Genomic DNA, 17,470 nt, shown 5'->3' with positions numbered 1-17,470 from the left:
TTTACGATGAAACGTAGCATACTCCTGTTAATTTTCGGCTGCTTCTTCAGTGGCAGACCCGCGCCAAGCACAGATGTTATCCCCATGAATGGACTGGCAAAAGCAGAAAAAGCCCAACGTGCCGACGTCATCGCCATGGACGAACTCGTCCGCGCCGAAGAAGGTGGCCCTAACGGCATCATCTCCTTCCACCTCCTCAACGGCAGCACCGCCCCCAGCGATATTACCATCACCTACTCCGTCAACGCCACCGTTACCGACCCCGCAGATAACGGCGTAGACTACACTACCATACCAGGAACCATCGTCCTGAAAGCAGGCGATACCGAAGTGCAACTCAGCATCAACGTCATCGACGACCTCCTTATAGAAGGTGATGAAAGCATCGAAATCGGCCTCCTCACCGCCACCGATGGCAGCGGCACCACCTACCTCGGCACCCAAAGAACCCTTACGGCTAAACTAATCGACAACGACAACCGCCTCAAACTCACCAAAACAACCGACGGCAAAGAACTTGGCAATGGCAACGCCAGCCCCGGCCAATTCCAGGTTAGCCTTCCAGGCACCCTTACCTATCATGAAGACATCCATGTTAAATACACCGTCGATGGCGCCAGCTCCGCCACCGGAGGCACCGGCACCACCTTCGATTACAACAACGCTAATATGACAGGAGAAATCATCCTGCCCGCTAATACAAACAGCATCCTCTTACCCGTCAACGTCAACGACGATAATATCATCGAATCTACCGAAACCGTTCAGCTGACCTTACAAACCGTCAGCCTCTCCAGCTCCGGCACCATGACCTTTTCTCCCGACCCCGCCAATATTTCAGCCATTGTCAACATCGAAGACGATGATGTAAACACCCCTATCGGCATTCTCTCTACCTCCAATGGCAAAGAACCCGGCGGCACCGGCAATGATGGCAATTTCACCATCGGCTGGCCCAACGGCATCTATACCACCGGCTTCGTCCTCGTAAGATATACCATCACCGGTACAGCTACTAACGGCACAGATTACACGACCATCACCCTGACCAAAACCATTGCCGCTGGTACCAGCACCGTGCAAATTCCCGTTACCGTCAAAGACGATAACCTGATCGAAGGCAATGAAACCGTCACCCTTACCATCACCGGTTTCTCCGTCGGCGCCGGCGTACCCACGCTTACCACAGGTACCAGCGTAGGCACTGTCAACATCGCCGATGATGACATCCTCTCTTCCAAACAATGGAAATCTGCCAGCTATACCGGCTCCAAAGTAACCGCAGGTCAGCAAATCGACTACACCATTCACCTGCGCAATACAGGTAATGTAGTTATTAACAATGCAAAGATCTCCGACATCATTCCCGCTCATACTATATTCAAATCTGCCGATGATAACCTCGTACCGGATGCCAGCGGCAAACTTAGCTGGACCATTCCAACGATCGCCGTCGGCACCACTATCACAAAGAATTTCTCCGTCACAGTTGCCAACGACCTCACCGGCGTTACCAATATCACCAACACGGGCAATGTGGATAACGGCGATGGCACCGGTGATCATCCCACCACGCCACCGGATCCCAATAACCCCAACGAACCACATCCCAACCCGGATCCAAACGATCCCTCTACCAATGTTCCCGTTGATGATGGCGGTCCGAAATCCAGCAGCTGGAAAAGCACTGAATTTGCCGACACCGCAAAACCCGGAGATGAAATTACCTACCTGATCCACATCCGCAATACAGGTCACGTTTCACTCACCAATGTGATCGTGTCCGATATGATTCCCGCATACACAACATTCGTAGATGCCGATGAAGGGATCAAACCAGTCAGCGGCAAACTGACATGGACCATCCCCAGCATCCCTGTCGGCGCTCCTGATGTGATCAGAAGTTTTATAGTGCGGGTTGTGAGTGACCTCACCGGTGCTACCAGCATTACCAATACCGCTGCTGTAGATAATAAGGATGGCACTGGTGAACATCCCACCACTCCACCTGATCCTACAGACCACAACCAACCACATCCTAACCCGGATCCCAACGATCCGTCTACCAATATTCCTGTGGACAATAAGCCTGCTTCCCTCAACTGGAAAAGCGCTTCCTACACCGGCACGGGTGCCAGCGGAATGGTAAAAACAAACGATGAAATCACCTATACCATTCATGTAAGAAATACAGGAAATGTTACATTGAACAATGTCATCATCACGGATATCGTACCCGACTATACGGTTTTTGGAAGCGCTGATGAAGGGATCTCACCAGTAAACAATAAATTGACCTGGACGATTGCTACCATTCCTGTCGGCGCTGCTGATGTGACCCGCAGCTTCAAAGTGAAGGTGGCGCAAGACCTTACAGGTGCGGGATTCATCACCAATACTGCCGATGTAGACAACGGCAATGGTACCGGCAATCATCCTACCACACCACCAGATCCAAACAATCCAAACGAACCAAAATCCAACCCGGATCCAAACGACCCATCCACAAAAGTGCCTGTGGATAATGGTAAACTTTCTGCCATCTGGAAAAGCGCCGCTTACACACCCAGTGGTCCCAAGGGAGGCGTAACTACCGGCGATGAAATCACCTATACCATTCATATCCGTAATACTGGCAGCATCACCCTCACGGATGTAAAGATTACCGACACCATCCCTCACTATACTGATTTTATCAGTGCTGATGAAGGGATTCAACCCAATGATGATAAACTCTCCTGGACCATCAGCAACATTCCTGTTGGCGCTCCCGATGTTACCCGCTCCTTTACAGTCAAAGTAAGCACAGATCTTACCGGTGCTACTTTTATAACTAATACTGCTGGTGTTGACAATGGTAACGGAAAAGGCAATCAACCTACGACTGCTTCAGATCCAAATGATCCCGGTAACCCGGCTCCAAATCCGCCGCCAGGCCCTGCTACCAACATCTCTGTAGACAAACTTGTAAACTGGGTCACCTGGAAAGTCGCCACCACTGCCAGTAAGAACGAAAAGGTAAAACCCGGAGAAGAACTGACCTACCAGATCTTCATCAGAAACACCGGCAATGCTGCTGTTGAAAACCTTGTGATCACAGACCCTGTACCTCAATACACCACCTTCGTTAGTGCAGGTGAAAACGGCAACTATACTGAAAGCGATGGGAAGGTGGTATGGAATGTAGCTTCTATTGCAGTAGGCGGCACTACGAACGTTTCTATGATCGTAAAGACAATCGACAACCTGGACAGCATTCCTTTCATCAGCAACACCGCTTCCGTGTCAGATGGCACTAATACCAAATCTACTGCTGGTTGTGATCCTGCCGTAGCCGGTTGTAGTGGTGATCCGGGCACTATCACAGCAACGACCCCCGGTAAATCATTCCTTGTTTTTGCGAATGCCATGAGTCCAAACGGTGACGGCAAAAATGATTTCTTCGTCATCAAAGGATTAGAAAAGTACCCTCCTGCTGCTTTGTTCGTATTCAATCGCTGGGGCGATATGGTCTTCCAGTCAAAAGCATATCACAATGAATGGAATGGTGCCGGTCTGAGTGAAGGTGTATACTACTACAAACTCGAAGTAGATGAAGGCGAAGGTGTGAAACAATATTCAGGATGGGTAATATTAAAAATTAACTGATCATGCGTCCACTACTATTCTTATTCTTAATAACAACATTACATGTATCTGCGCAGCAGAATGTGCAGTTCAGTCAATATATCTTCAACGGCCTGAGTGTAAACCCTGCCTATGCAGGCTATAAGGGCGCCTGGTATCTCAATACCATTGCCCGGCAGCAATGGACGGGGCTACCGGGTGCTCCGCGTACTTTCGGGGTATCATTTGACGGACCTTTGCGCAATGATAAAGATAAAGCCGGAATGGGGCTGGGCGTGCAGGTACTGGCAGATATGTTAGGTCCGCAACAGGCTTATTCAATTTATGCATCTTACGCCTACAGTATTCCTTTAAATGTGAACAGGACACGACATCTATCTTTTGGCTTAGGGGTAGGCGCCTCACAATATCACCTGGATGGCAACAACCTGCAATACTTTGATGCAGAAGATGCTGTATTCCCCGGCGGAGGCGTGAATACCATTACACCGGATGCCCGCTTTGGTATTTATTACCATGCTCCTGCAGTGTTTGTGAGCGTATCAGCATTAAACCTTTTCAGCCAGTATCTCACTTCTGATTATAAATGGAATGGGTATGATTATAAGAATATCCGTAAGACCATGCATTTATATGTATCCGCAGGTTTTATGGTGTCACTTTCTGAGCAGGTGAAACTGAAACCATCTATCATGATGAAGGATGATTTGAAAGGGCCAACTAATATAGACCTGAATGCGATGTTGCTCATAGAACGTGTATTCTGGATAGGAGGTTCTTATCGTACAGCCTTACCAGTTTGGCGAAAGGCGTTGCCTTCCAGTCTGGACCCCAAAAACGCCGCCAGTGCAATCGTTGAATACTACCTGAATGACACTTACAGGATTGGTTATGCATATGATATTAACATTAATGAGCTGGCAAATGCACAAAGCGGTTCTCACGAAATCTCAATCGGTATATTATTCCATTCTAAGAAGTATAGCGTATCAAGTCCAAGGTATTTCTAAAACAAGTCAACATGTTGCGTAAACTTATTCTATTTATATGCCCATTGTTTATTCCGTTGTTTTTGTACGGACAAGAAGATAAAAGCCTGATAGAGCTGGGAGATGAAGCCTTTGCCAGGCAGGAGTATGCCGAAGCTGCAAAGTTATACAGTGAACTGGGAGATAAACGAAAAGCGCCTTTACCCATCCTGGAAAAAACTGCCAGATGTTATATTGAAATAGGTCGCTTTGACCTGGCAGCCAGCTGGTATTATAAAATGCTGCAAAGTCCTGCCTGTCCTTCTATCATCAATGTATTATTTGGGATAACCCAAATGAATATTGAACAATACGATACTGCAAAGAAATATATTGCACTTTACAATACCTCAAATGCAGATAGCACACAATGGAAAAGCCGCTTACTGGCAGGTTGTGATAGTGCCATGCTGTGGAAGCAGGCAACCCAAACTATGGCTTTGGAAAACATCAAGGAACTGAGTACACCTGGTGCCGATTGGATAAGTGGGGTGGTAAGAGATGGTCTGTTGTTAGTATCTAATGGTTATCGCAAGATGGCTTTAACGACCGGCTCCGAACGAAACCCGGATATTGATCCCCGTGTAGACCAGCCTTATTTTAAACCCTATGTATTCAAGCAATACCAGAAAGGGAGTAATGCCAACACCTACCTGGAAGAAGTACTTCCCAAATTATTGGGTAAACTCCCTTACCACGTAGGCCCTGTTTGTTTCAATGCAAGAGAAGATACTGCTTACATTACCCTCAACTCAGATGTCTTTAACAAAACCAGGAAAGGACCTATCAATGGACAGCGACTGATGTCTCTCTATTGGTCTTTTAAGCAAGGTGATAGCTGGGGGCCAATAGCACCCATTACCACCTTAAATATGGCTGGTAGTTATTCCGGCAATGTTGTGCTGAGTGGCCGTATCCTCTACCTCGTCTCTGACAGGCCCGGTGGTGTTGGGAAAACCGATATCTGGTACAGCGAACGTCAATCAGATGGTTCATGGGGTACACCAAAGAACTGCGGAGCTGTCATCAATACACCATTCGAAGAAACCTTTCCAACTATCAATGAAAAAGGGGCACTTTATTTCTCCAGCAAGGGGCATACCGGCATTGGGGGCTACGATATTTTCCGGGCAGCAGGTAGTGGCGATAAGTGGGTACCGCCTGTTAATTTAAAATCACCTGTTAATTCAGGGGCTGATGATCTCGGTTTTATCATGAAGGACAATAACTACGAAGGCTATTTCGCCTCTAACAGAAATGGAGGAAGCGGGGGAGATGATGTGTATCATTTTATGGAAACACATTTCACGGAGAAGATAGAAAATAAGCCCACTACACCTGTTGTGGTTGTATCTACACCCCCACCCGCGCCTACCCAGGCACCAATACCTCCGCCACCAGGAAATAAAAAGAAGCTCAGCTCCGAAGATAGTGCTGTCATAGATAAGCTTGAACATCTCTGCTTTTATTACGACTACAACAGTGCTATATTATTAACTTCTTCCAGGGAAATGCTGGATAGAGTAGCTACTGTACTCAGGGATTATCCGCAATGGAAACTTATGGTGCGCTCTTATACTGACAGCCGTGGTACTGATCAATACAACGTAGATTTATCAGCACTTCGTTGTTATGCTGTGATTGATTACTTAATTAAGAAAGGGGTGCCTGCGAAGAATTTATATTATGAGAATATGGGTGAGAAAGAATTAGTAAACCCCTGTGCAGATGGGGTGCCTTGTAATGAAGACGAACACAGGAAAAACAGGAGGTCTATGCTAAAGATATTCTATTAACAACAAGGGGGACAACTAGAACTCATTTCATAAATAGGTATTTATGTATTGATCATCAATTATAAATACCTATTTATGAAATGAGTTTTAGTTTATATTTTCCTTTCTTCTAAGCCCCCGGTATAGCTCCGGGCTTACATCCATACTTTTCTTAAATAATCTTGAAAAATGAAAAGGATCATCATACCCGATCGCCACAGCTACATCTTTTATCTTCATATCCGTTGTATATAGCAACAAACACGCCTTCTGTAATTTCAGATGAATAAAATAACTGAGGGGAGACATACCGGTGGCCTGCTTGAATAAGCTGGAAAAATGTGAAGGAGACAGGTCTATCTTCCTGGCAAGATCCTCTACTGTTAGTGTAGCGGACAACTGTTGTTGCATATATTGCACGGTCTCATTGATCCTGTCGTTGATGACGGATTGCTCGCCCGATGCTTTTTCAGGATATAAGAAAGTAGCAATGAAATGATATAAATAAAGACTTGCCTTACTCAGGTTATCTTTTCCAAAGCCCATCTTCAGACTCTGGAACATTGCGTTCCAAAGCTCTATCCCTTTCTCATTGGCATGGATATGCCGTGGCCCGTCCAATGGGCCGATATTAAAATTCCTGTTAAAAGTCTCCATGTCTTTTCCGCTGAAATGCACCCAGTAAATTGTCCATGGATTCGCGTCGTCAGAGCCATAACGCAGGTGTGCCGTCGTTGCCGGAATGATTGCAAATTCATTGGTGCCTACCTCAAAGCGCCTGTTTCCAATGATATACCAGCCTTTACCCCCCGTACAATATATCAATATATTATCTGTACAGCCATTCTTCCTGTCACGGTAATGAAAGGCTGCCTTGGGAAAATAACCAATATGCGTAATGTATAGTTGCCCCAGGACGGTATTCGCTTTGATTGCATTCTTCCAGACTGCATCAGGAAGGCTGATCAGCTGCTGCCCTGCAAAGCCATCTCTCCGTTTTACTGTTTTCATAACGCGGTGTGGGATTTATTGACAAAATACAAAATCGTAGTATAATTCATGAAAATAAATGAATCATCCATTTATTACCGAACCCTGAATAGATAAATTTGTTTCACAATTCCAGTTATGAAATAATTCTCAATTTTTCCAAAAAGTTGGTTTATGCCAAAATTCCCGTTTGTATCCCTACCCGGGATACTGTTCGCTATTTTCATGTTCGTCAGCATCAGCGCCATCGCTCAACAAACTACAAAGATCACTGTTACTGGTACAGTCACCGATACTTCAGGCTTGAAACTGGAAGGGGTGAATGTGGTAGCAGAAAACAAGAAGAACGTCGCTACATCTACCAATTCCACCGGTAAATTCATCCTGGATGCAGAACCAGGTACACTGCTGCGATTTTCTTATGTTGGTTTCGAACAACAGTACATTACCGTGTCTCCCAATTCAAGGGTGATCAACCTTGTACTCAAACCTTTTTCCCGTAACGTCGAGGAAGTGGTCGTCACCGCTTACGGACGCAAACAGCGCAAGGAAGCAGTGGTAGGCTCTGTAACCACCGTAGCTCCCGGCACATTGAAGATCCCTTCCAGCAATCTCACGAATGCCCTTGCAGGACAGATTGCAGGTATGATCTCCTTTCAGCGTGGTGGACAACCTGGCCTGGACAATTCCTCGTTCTTTATCAGGGGGGTGACCACATTTGGTTACAGTGCCAGTCCTTTAATATTGGTTGATAATGTTGAACTCAGCTCCAACGATCTTGCCCGCTTACAGGTAGATGATATCGCGAGTTTCTCCATCCTGAAAGATGCCAGTGCTGCCGCATTATACGGCGCAAGAGGTGCCAATGGGGTGATCCTCGTGACTACCAAAGAAGGTAAAGCAGGCAAGGCCAGTATGAATGTACGCTATGAACGTTCCGTATCCCGGCCTACAAAAACCGTGCAATTAGGCGATCCCGTTACCTATATGAAAATGTACAACGAGGCCCTGACTACCCGGAATCCCCTGGCGACTCCGCTGTATACACCCAACCAGATCATTAATACACAGGCTACCATGGATAAGGCGCCAGGATATAACCCTTACGTATATCCGGCGGTAGACTGGATGAAGACCCTGTTCAAAGATCAGGCAACTACCCAGCGTGCGAACTTCAGTGTACAGGGTGGTAATGACGTGACCAAGTATTACATCGCTGGTTCTTATGACCGCGATAACGGAATCCTGCAGGTAAATCCTGTGAATAATTTCAATTCTGCCATGAAATTTGAAAACTACCAGTTGCGTTCCAATGTGAATGTAAAGCTCACCAAGACGACTGAAGTGGTGGTACGCCTCTGGGGTAACTTCAACGAATATACAGGACCTATTACCGGTGATCAGTCAGGACTGGCAAGTGATCTGTATGACAGGGCACTGCACACTAGCCCGGTATCTTTCCCGGCATATTTCCCATCTGATAGTGCCAACCTGCTTACTAAACATATCCTGTTTGGTAACTCACTGACCTCCTCCGGAAATTTACAGGCCAACCCTTATGCCGACCTGATGTATGGTTATAAGAGTTTCTCCGAGTCCAGATTGTCCGCACAGTTTGAACTGAACCAGAACTTCGATTTCATTACGAAAGGACTGGCCTTTCATGGTTTATTCAGTACTAACAGGTATGCCTACTTTGATCTGACCCGTTCCTACAAACCATTCTATTATGATGTGGCGAATTACGACCAGACCAATAATACTTATAGTCTAGCCTGGCTGAATAACCAACCGGGTGGCGCACAGGAATTCCTGAGCTATTATCCGGGAACGAAAGATGTAAATACCTTCCTTTACTTACAGGGATCACTGGATTATACACGGGCTTTCGGCAAACATAATCTCAGTGCTTCACTGATCGGTACCAGACAACAGAAACTGAATGCAGATGCAAATGATCCAAACACGCATCAGCCATCTTTACAGTATTCACTGCCCTACCGTAACCTGGGTCTTGCAGGAAGGGCCACCTACTCATTCGCCAGCAGGTATTTCATGGAATTCAACTTTGGCTATAACGGCTCAGAACGTTTCTCTACCCAATATCGCTGGGGCTTCTTTCCCACTGTGGGTGCAGGGTGGGTGGTATCGAATGAGAAATTCTGGGCGGGTCCATTATCAAAGATCGTTACAAGGCTGAAGATAAGAGGTAGCTATGGATTGGTAGGTAATGACAATATTGACAACACCCGTTTCTATTACCTGTCAAGCGTAACGCCTGATGATCCGAATGGGCCCTCTGCTGTATTCGGCACTACGAACGGTGTGAAGATGTATGGTACTACCATCCAGAATTATCCAAACCCTGGTGTCACCTGGGAGACTGCCCGTAAATCCAACCTGGCAGCAGAAATGACCTTCTTCGAAAAACTGAATATCACAGCAGAGATCTATCATGAATTCAGGTATAACATTCTGCAACAGCGAGGATATATTCCTGTAACCACAGGTCTGGAAGCAGCTGTGAAATCCAATGTAGGAGAAGCCTATGCCAAAGGCCTGGACCTGAATATTAACTATAAACAAACTTTCTCCAAAAACTTCTGGGCATCTGTACTGGGTAACCTGACTGTTACTTCTAACAGGTACGCACGTTTTGAAGAACCGGAATATAAATATGCCTATCGTTTCCAGAATGGCAAACCTATTAACCAGCCATTTGGATATATCGCGGAGCGGTTATTTGTAGATGATAAAGAAGCCGCGAATTCTCCCACCCAGTACTTTGGTAATTCTGCACCGCCTGCCGGGGGCGATATTAAATACAGGGATGTAAATAAAGATGGGGTGATCAACCAGGATGACCAGGTGCCTATCGGGCTGCCTACCACACCGCAGATCATCTATGGTTTTGGGTTCTCATTGGGGTATAAAAACTTTGACCTCAATGCATTTTTCCAGGGTCTTGCCAGGGAATCATTTTTTATCAATGCCACCTCCCAGGATGACAGGTATTACGCAAAATATGGTACGGCACCTTTTGTAAATAATGCACAGATCCTGCAGGCTTATGCAGAGAATCACTGGTCAGAAGAAAACCAGAACCTGTATGCACTGTGGCCAAGGCTATCCACCACCGATATCCTGAACAACCAGCAGCAGAGTACCTGGTGGCTGAGAGACGGCAGTTTTATGCGGTTGAAGTCCGTCGAGCTGGGTTATAGTTTACCAAAGTCACTGACGAAAAGAATGTACATCAGGAGTGCACGTATTTATTTCAGCGGCCTGAACCTGCTCACATTCAGCCACTTTAAATTATGGGATCCCGAGCAGGCAGGGCAAGGCTTTGGTTATCCGATACAGAAGGTTTTCAACTGTGGTATTAACGTAAACCTTTAAACGATCTCAGATGCAAACGATATTAAAATTCCTTACGATCATTATACTTTTTTCATCCTGTAAGAAATACCTGGATGTAGTGCCTGATGATGTGGCGACCCTGGAGAGTGCCTTTGCCAACGCGAATGAAACACAGGCTTACCTGTTTGGTTGCTATGCTACCTTACAGAACCTGGTTGATGTCCGTCGCAATCCGGGTTTCACGACTTCTGGAGAAGTGATCTTTCCTTATCCCTTGCAGGATCAGACCACATTAGGCGGAGCTGGTGGTGATGCGGGATTCAGCATTCTCCGTGGTGTTCAAAACAGTCCTAACCCATTGTTGAATTACTGGGATGGTTATAACATGGGATTGAACATGTGGCAGGCCATCAGGAAATGTAACATCTTCCTGGAGAATGTGCATATCCCCCCGGATCTTCCGGATTACCAGCGCAGGAGATGGACAGCAGAAGCAAAATTCCTGAAAGCCTATTTTCATTACTGGTTGATCAGGATGTATGGCCCTATTCCGATTATGGATGTGAACCTGCCTGTAAATGCATCTATCGACCAGGTAAGGGTAAAACAACAACCACTTGATTCCTGCTTCAACTATGTAGTAAGATTACTGGACGAAGCGATTCCTGATTTGCCTATCGTGATACAAAACCTGGCAGCAGAGCAAGGCCGTATCAGTGGCACCATAGCACTGGCTGTAAAAGCAGAAGTATTGGTTACACAGGCAAGTCCTTTGTTCAATGGCAATCCTGATTATGCTTCCTGGAAGAACAAAGACGGCGTGTCATTATATCCTGCAGCCTATGACGATAGCAAATGGCAGCGTGCATTGACAGCCTGTAAAGCGGCGCTTGATAATGTAGGAAGTGCAGCACTTTATCAACTGAGATTAAGTGGAGGTATCGTACACATGTCTGATACAACACGTCGCTTACTGACTATTCAGGGTGCCTTTGTAGATAGCTGGAATTCTGAACAGATATGGACATTGAACCCACAATTTGGCTGGCAGTATATGGCTTCTCCAAGAGTAACTGCAGAAGCAGCCTCCAATGTATTTGCGGTGTATTCTAATTTCTCCGTACCTATTGGGCAATCAGAGATCTTCTACTCTAATCATGGTGTGCCTATCAATGAAGACAGGACCTTCGACTATAACAACCGTTATAAGTTACAGGCAGGTGATGATGCACATGCTTATTACATTAAGAAAGGATACACCTCTGCGAAAGGTAACTTTAACAGGGAGCCCCGTTATTATGCAGACCTTGCTTTTGATGGCAGTGTATGGTTTGGTTCCGGTAACCTGGATGATAATAATCCGAATTACATCAATGCGGTGAATGGTCCTGCTGCACCACCTGATCAGTTGCGCTATAATGCAACGGGATACTGGGCAAAGAAGCTGGTACCTTATCAGACTACCTTCGGACAAACAAGCGTACAGCAGGGTTACTCATGGCCTTTTATGCAGTTGACAGGACTGTGGTTATTATATGCAGAATGTCTGAACGAAGTAAACGGACCCGGTGCAGAAGTTTATGAATGGATAGACAAAGTAAGAGCAAAAGGAGGATTGGATGGGGTCGTGGCATCATGGTCACAGTATTCCAACAACCCGTCTAAGTATAGCAGTAAAGATGGATTACGCGCCATTATTCACCAGGAAAGAAGAATTGAAACTGCCTTTGAAGGGCAGGCAGGATGGGATCTGAGAAGATGGAAAGAATTGCAGCAGGTATTAAGCACACCAGTGCAGGGATGGAATGTATTTAACCGGACAACAGATGGCTATTACCAGTTAAGGCTTGTGCAGCAGACCTCCTTTAGTATCAGGAACTATTTGTACCCGATACAGGATTATGACCTGCTCACCAATCCTAATCTCGTACAAACCCTTTACTGGTAAAAATTACACGTATGAAAAGAATCATTTTATTACTGTTGATCATATCCTCCTGCAAGAAACAGGAAGGCTATAACGAGGTCGTATCTACAGATATGACGAAGCCGGGTGTAGTGACGAATGTGAATGTGGTCAACTTCAACGGCGGTGCTTACATCACTTATACATTGCCTAATTCATCCAATATTTTATATGTACAGGCAGACTATAAGATCAATGATAGGACCAGCAGGCAAACAAAGTCTTCCTACTATTCAGATAGCATTACTGTAAGTGGCTTCGCTGCCAGTAAGGATTACGAAGTCGTGTTGCATACAGTGAGCCGTGCACAGGTAGTATCCGATCCGGTAACGATAAAGGTACATCCTGATACGCCACCTTATTTGCTGGCAAGGCCTACAGTTACCATGCAGCAGGACTTTGGCGGTGTGAGCATCAGTTGCGTGAACAAGGCAAAAGCAAACCTGGGTATTGTTACGATTGCACCTGATCAGACTAAGAGATACCAGATCATTTCCCAGAACTACACGAACGACGACACGATCACCTATAGTCTGCATGGTTATGATACCATTCCCCAGCAATTTGGTGTATACGTTACAGACCAGTGGGGAAATATTTCAGATACCTTGTTCTCTACTATTACACCGGTATTTGAAGCGCAGATGGATAAATCACTATTCCACAGTTATCCCCTGGGTACAGATGCAAAGACAGGTTTTGGCTGGGTGATAGAAAACCTCTGGAACAATTCTACGGGATCACCAGGTTATCATACAGAACAACCAATACAACCACTGGTATGGCCGGCAGTCATCACCTTTGATATGGGGAAGGCCGCAAGATTGAGCCGGTATACCATCTGGAATAGGGGTATTGATGGTAGCGGTAACTGGTTATGGCAGGCGGGTGCTCCGCAAACCTGGGTACTTTGGGGGCGTGAAGATACTCCTGTGGATGAAACAATGCCGGATGCAGGTCACCTACCTCCTGTGGGGGGTACTACGGCGAATGGCTGGATCAACCTGGGCTTTTTTACAGCACCTGCTAAACCATCCGGATTACCCAATCCACAATACACCAACGCGGATCTTGTGTTCTGGAATAACGGATTCAGTTATAATTTCTCACTGAGTCTGCCGAAGGTAAGGTACATCCGTTTTGAATGTGTATCCAATATGGCGCAGACCAATACATTTTTTAACCTTACAGAGCTGACATTCTGGGGAGATCCCAGGTAATCTATAAAACGGCATACAATGAGATATCTACTGGTATGCATGCTATTGCTGGTAGCGTGCAATAAAAAACCGACAGACTACCGTGAGTTTTTGAATGGTACTGAACTGATGTATCCCGGTAAAGTGTCAAATACACAAGCCTTACCCGGTGATGGACGCCTGCAGTTAACATGGCAGCCCAGCCCGGATCAGAGCATTGTTCAATATAAAGTATACTGGAATAACGGTGCGGACTCTGTTATTTTCAATACAGACAATCACAATACTTCAGATACCATTCGCTGTACCATACCGGGATTATCTGAATACGTGTATACATTCTTAGTATATAGTTGTGATGCCCAAGGCAACAGGTCTGTAGCGACAGAGATTAATAATGCGCGGGTATATGGTGCTGTATACAAGGCGACCCTGCACAACAGGTTGCCTGGAACAGTGCCCTATACCATCAATGATGATAATGCTGTAGTGCTTCGTTTTGTAACACCTGATACGATCAATATTGCAACTACCCTGAAATATACTAATCAAAGTGATGCAATAACAACAAGGTCCTTATTGCCGGCAGATGATTCAGTGAAATTGACCGATTATAAATTTGGTACACCAATCGTCTATCAATCTTCTTATATTCCGTTAAGGGGGGCATTGGATACTTTTTATGCTGCCAGGTATGATACCTTTCCCAGTATACTCCGACTGGTGCAATGTGATAAGAGCCTGTTCCAGGAGCATGATCTTTGGGGCGACATGGGCATCTATCAATCAGATACCCGTGTCAGCAAATTGTGGGATGGTTCTGTAGGTCCGCAGGATTATCCGAACATCTTTCATAGTGATGGAAATGGTTCTTTGCCAAGGGTGCTTAGTTTTGATATGGGTAAGGTATACAATAATCTGAGTGTGATAGAAGAAACCGGCAGAGGATGTTGTAATAACCCGGATCAGTTTGAAGTATGGGGGATTGATGACCTGACCAATGCAGTACCCGAAATAAATTCCAATGATGCCGGATGGAAAGCTGCCATGCAAAGCAAAGGCTGGACCTTGCTGAAAGAAGTGGTGCGGTCAGATAACGGGAATGCGGCTTTCAAGGCAAACCTTATGGATAATCCGCCACCCGTGCGTTATATCCGGATCAGGGTATTGCACAATGCAAATGGCAACAATAATTATGTAAACATGTCAGAAATCACTTTCTGGAATAAAGAATAATGAATGAAGTATATCCTTACAGCCATCATTGGCCTCCTTCCTGCGTTTGTGAGCAGCCAGACTTTGCGATATGATAAACCTGCTAAGGTGTGGGAAGAAACATTGCCCCTGGGTAACGGGCGACTGGGGATGATGCCTGATGGTGGCGTGCAAACGGAAAAGATTGTACTAAATGATATCACACTTTGGTCCGGCGCACCACAGGACGCCAATAACTATGCAGCCTATAAGCAATTGCCTGCAATCCGGAAATTGCTGCAGGAAGGCAGAAATGATGAAGCCCAGGCATTGATGGATAAGGACTTTATCTGTACAGGGAAAGGATCAGGCAGTGTGCCATTTGGTTGTTATCAGACCATGGGTGAATTGCAGATTCAGTTTGGTCATGGAACGCCAACCAAATATGAGCGAAAACTCTCTTTGCAACAAGGGCTTGCTACCTGTACTTATACGGCAGACGGTGTTACTTATCATAGAGAATACTTTACCAGCTTTGATGACGATATCAGTATTGTACGATTGACAGCTGATACACCGGAGAAGCTATCCTGTAAGGTGACGATGAGCCGTACAGAAAGAGGAACTACGCATACTGCGGATGGTACCCTAATATTATCCGGACAACTGGATAATGGTATTGATGGCAAAGGAATGGAGTACGAGGCTGATGTTAAAGCACAATTGAAAGGCGGTACTTTGACAACTGATGATCATGCACTGGTGATCAAAAATGCCACGGAGATCATTTTGTATATCTCTGCGGGTACATCTTATAAGGGCATTAAAAATAACATAACGCAGATCCTAAAAACGGCCATGGCTAAACCGTATGCGATCGAAAGGCAACAACATATTAGTCAATATGGCCGCCTGTTTAATCGTGTACAACTATATCTTGGAAAAGGTCTGGATGAGACGACAGATAAAAGACTGTCTGCTTTTTATAATAATCCTGCTGCGGATAATGAGTTGCCTGTGCTCTTCTATCAGTTTGGTCGTTATTTATCTATCTGTAGTACAAGGCCCGGTTTACTGCCACCGAATTTGCAGGGCTTATGGGCGAATCAGGTACAGACACCCTGGAATGGAGATTACCACCTGGATGTAAATGTGCAGATGAATCACTGGCCGGTGGAAGTATCGAACCTCTCAGAACTGAATCTGCCATTGGCCGAACTGGTGAAAGGATTAGTGGTACCGGGTACACGAACAGCAAAGGCTTATTATAATGCACCGGGTTGGGTAGCACATGTGATCACGAATATATGGGGATTCACAGAACCGGGGGAGAGTGCTTCCTGGGGAGCTACGAAATCAGGCTCTGGCTGGTTGTGTAATAACCTGTGGGAACATTATGCATTTACAAAAGATAAGCATTACCTGAAGGACATATATCCTGTGATAAAAGGTGCAGCGGTGTTTTATAATTCATTGCTGATAAAGGATGATAAAACAGGCTGGTTAGTGATGTCACCTTCTTCTTCACCGGAGAATGCATTTTTCTTGCCCAATGGTAATCATGCCAGTATTTGTATTGGTGCAACGATCGATAACCAGATCGTGCGTGATCTGTTCAATAACATCATTGAGGCTTCATCAATTTTAGGTGTGGATGCTGCTTTGAGAAAAGAGCTGACAGCTAAGATAAAACAGCTACCACCTGCAGGTGTTATTTCCAAAGACGGCAGGATCATGGAATGGCTGGAAGATTATAAGGAAACAGATCCGCAGCACCGGCATATCTCACATTTGTGGGGATTGTATCCCGCTTCATTCATCACACCGGAAAATACACCAGATCTGGCAGCAGCTGCAAAGAAGACCCTGGATGTAAGAGGAGATGATGGCCCGAGCTGGACGATAGCCTATAAGCTCTTGTTCTGGGCAAGGTTGCAGGATGGTAACCGTTCATTTAAACTACTGAAAGAGATCCTGAAGCCTACTTTTAGAACTGATATTAACTATGGTGCAGGTGGTGGCGTGTATCCTAATATGTTATCTGCCGGTCCGCCGTTTCAGATAGATGGGAATTTCGGTGCTACGGCGGGGATAGCGGAGATGCTATTGCAAAGTCATGCAGGGTATATAAACTTGTTACCCGCAATTCCTGATCATTGGAAAGCGGAAGGAGCGGTGAAAGGCTTGAAAGCGAGAGGTAATTTTACGGTTGATTTTGCCTGGAAAAACGGGCGGGTGACTACGTATAAAATTTCAGCACCTGCAGCACAAAAAGTCAAAATTAAAATAAACGGAGAGATCAGGGAGATCGTTGCCAGCAAACTATAACTG

The 17,470-nt window shown here is 45.6% G+C and carries 9 protein-coding genes; 8 read left to right on the top strand and 1 reads right to left on the bottom strand.

Translation table 11 applies throughout. The annotated features are described in order from the left end of the window. Positions 1-6 precede the first annotated feature (6 nt). The 3 genes from U0033_RS13970 to U0033_RS13960 are packed head-to-tail and all read left to right on the top strand — an operon-like array spanning position 7 to position 6,451. Positions 7-3,648, top strand: a complete 3,642-nt coding sequence (locus tag U0033_RS13970; RefSeq protein ID WP_072364767.1) for a DUF7507 domain-containing protein — start codon at positions 7-9, stop codon at positions 3,646-3,648. Positions 3,649-3,650: 2 nt separating this feature from the next. After that, positions 3,651-4,637, top strand: a complete 987-nt coding sequence (locus U0033_RS13965) for a PorP/SprF family type IX secretion system membrane protein (protein WP_072364769.1) — start codon at positions 3,651-3,653, stop codon at positions 4,635-4,637. 11 nt (positions 4,638-4,648) lie between these two features. Continuing rightward, positions 4,649-6,451 carry an OmpA family protein gene (locus U0033_RS13960; protein ID WP_083571817.1) on the top strand — a complete coding sequence of 601 codons (1,803 nt, stop codon included), beginning with the start codon at positions 4,649-4,651 and terminating at the stop codon, positions 6,449-6,451. 87 nt (positions 6,452-6,538) lie between these two features. Here U0033_RS13960 and U0033_RS13955 read toward each other — a convergent pair whose 3' ends face one another. Beyond that, positions 6,539-7,441 (bottom strand): AraC family transcriptional regulator, encoded by a 903-nt coding sequence (locus U0033_RS13955; RefSeq protein WP_072364773.1) that lies wholly within the window; start codon positions 7,439-7,441, stop codon positions 6,539-6,541. A 153-nt stretch (positions 7,442-7,594) separates the two neighbouring features. On the opposite strand from U0033_RS13955, the gene U0033_RS13950 reads away from it, so the two are divergent. From U0033_RS13950 to U0033_RS13930, 5 genes are read left to right on the top strand one after another with little or no spacing between them, the layout of a single operon-like run. Continuing rightward, positions 7,595-10,819: a SusC/RagA family TonB-linked outer membrane protein gene (locus U0033_RS13950; RefSeq protein WP_072364775.1), complete on the top strand. Its 3,225-nt coding sequence runs from the start codon at positions 7,595-7,597 to the stop codon at positions 10,817-10,819. A 10-nt stretch (positions 10,820-10,829) separates the two neighbouring features. After that, positions 10,830-12,728, top strand: a complete 1,899-nt coding sequence (locus U0033_RS13945; RefSeq protein WP_072364777.1) for a RagB/SusD family nutrient uptake outer membrane protein — start codon at positions 10,830-10,832, stop codon at positions 12,726-12,728. A gap of 11 nt (positions 12,729-12,739) precedes the next feature. Beyond that, positions 12,740-13,966 (top strand): DUF4959 domain-containing protein, encoded by a 1,227-nt coding sequence (locus tag U0033_RS13940; protein ID WP_072364779.1) that lies wholly within the window; start codon positions 12,740-12,742, stop codon positions 13,964-13,966. 18 nt (positions 13,967-13,984) lie between these two features. After that, positions 13,985-15,181: a DUF4998 domain-containing protein gene (locus U0033_RS13935; RefSeq protein ID WP_072364781.1), complete on the top strand. Its 1,197-nt coding sequence runs from the start codon at positions 13,985-13,987 to the stop codon at positions 15,179-15,181. Positions 15,182-15,184: 3 nt separating this feature from the next. Next, positions 15,185-17,467: a glycoside hydrolase family 95 protein gene (locus U0033_RS13930; RefSeq protein WP_072364783.1), complete on the top strand. Its 2,283-nt coding sequence runs from the start codon at positions 15,185-15,187 to the stop codon at positions 17,465-17,467. Positions 17,468-17,470 lie beyond the last annotated feature (3 nt).

It is taken from the genome of Chitinophaga sancti, from assembly GCF_034424315.1.
Classification (GTDB): Bacteria; Bacteroidota; Bacteroidia; order Chitinophagales; family Chitinophagaceae; genus Chitinophaga; species Chitinophaga sancti.
This window is presented reverse-complemented; position numbering and strand designations above follow the sequence as displayed.

Excerpts from the sequence above, each read along its gene's own strand:
- U0033_RS13970 (WP_072364767.1), top strand. The coding sequence starts at position 7 with ATGAAACGTAGCATACTCCTGTTAATTTTCGGCTGCTTCTTCAGTGGC.
- U0033_RS13960 (WP_083571817.1), top strand. The coding sequence starts at position 4,649 with ATGTTGCGTAAACTTATTCTATTTATATGCCCATTGTTTATTCCGTTG.
- U0033_RS13935 (WP_072364781.1), top strand. The coding sequence starts at position 13,985 with ATGAGATATCTACTGGTATGCATGCTATTGCTGGTAGCGTGCAATAAA.
- U0033_RS13950 (WP_072364775.1), top strand. The coding sequence starts at position 7,595 with ATGCCAAAATTCCCGTTTGTATCCCTACCCGGGATACTGTTCGCTATT.
- U0033_RS13930 (WP_072364783.1), top strand. The coding sequence starts at position 15,185 with ATGAAGTATATCCTTACAGCCATCATTGGCCTCCTTCCTGCGTTTGTG.
- U0033_RS13955 (WP_072364773.1), bottom strand. The coding sequence starts at position 7,441 with ATGAAAACAGTAAAACGGAGAGATGGCTTTGCAGGGCAGCAGCTGATC.
- U0033_RS13965 (WP_072364769.1), top strand. The coding sequence starts at position 3,651 with ATGCGTCCACTACTATTCTTATTCTTAATAACAACATTACATGTATCT.
- U0033_RS13945 (WP_072364777.1), top strand. The coding sequence starts at position 10,830 with ATGCAAACGATATTAAAATTCCTTACGATCATTATACTTTTTTCATCC.
- U0033_RS13940 (WP_072364779.1), top strand. The coding sequence starts at position 12,740 with ATGAAAAGAATCATTTTATTACTGTTGATCATATCCTCCTGCAAGAAA.